Source organism: Nodularia sp. UHCC 0506 (assembly GCF_034931045.1).
In the GTDB taxonomy this organism is placed as follows: Bacteria; Cyanobacteriota; Cyanobacteriia; order Cyanobacteriales; family Nostocaceae; genus Nodularia.
Genome location: NZ_JAYGHH010000100.1, coordinates 1,426 through 2,368 on the forward strand (window position 1 = coordinate 1,426; position 943 = coordinate 2,368).

Here is a 943-nt window from a genome sequence, read left to right on the forward strand (position 1 = left end):
GTTAAATGTCCAGTCACCCAAATCAAAAGCTGATACAAATAATGGGTTATCATGAATACTTAATTCTTTTTTAGCTCTATTCTTTTGTGAACCTGTCAGTGTTCCCTTTAAAGTTTTTAGTTGTGCAAATTGAACTTTTTCTTCTGCAAAAATAATAATATCTATTCCCTTAATTTTAATTTCAAAGTCAAATTCAGGAACAATTACATAAGGACTAATATCAGCTATTTGTTCCCAGAGTATGCCCATTTTGGTGCTAAGGCTTCTTGTCACTGAGTTGCTAGTAACTAGCAATTTAGCTCCACAGAGTTCAAAAAGATTGCGTGGGTTAGGATGATGCTCAAGTATTGCACTTTTATTTTCAAAATCTGTTTTTAACCACGCAATAAAATTATCTCCAAACTTCTCAGTTTTACTAGCAATTAACTGAGATTGTCTATCTAATTCTAAAACTGTTCCGTTCTGCTTATCTTGTAAGATTTGATATTGAAAGTAAGCAGGTGCTATTGAGGAAATTATTTTTCCGTATTTGTATGCTATATGTAAATCTTCATCTGCGATGTGAGTCACATCAACTAATAAAGCATGATGTAAGATTAAAGCTTTCCGTTCTGGGATAGAAAGTGGGATTAAAGTTTCAGCAAGTAATTCAGTAGACATCAAAGCTATTTTTAACTCTTAGGGCTTTATTTTTGTTACCCAAAATTATGCACCATATTGTAACCTCTACTGAAGTTTTATTTGCTGGGTGGTGTAAAAGTTTTGTGAGTACAAAATTACTATGCAATTACGTTTCTACGCTCTCTGAGGCATCGAAGCATAAAATAAAAACAGAACCATTCATAAAACGGATATGCTAAAAACACTTTGCGCTACCGTTTGGGAAGGAAAGATCGAACTGCTGGAGTCAGCACATTTACCGGAAGGAACAATAGTGCTAGTG

Annotated in this window: 1 protein-coding gene; it reads right to left on the reverse strand. The window is 33.9% G+C overall.

The features are described 5' to 3' along the window. The coding region (locus VB654_RS25135) for a hypothetical protein (RefSeq protein ID WP_323216556.1) at window positions 1-660 on the reverse strand (660 nt) is incomplete at its 3' end. Between the last annotated feature and the right edge of the window lie 283 nt (window positions 661-943).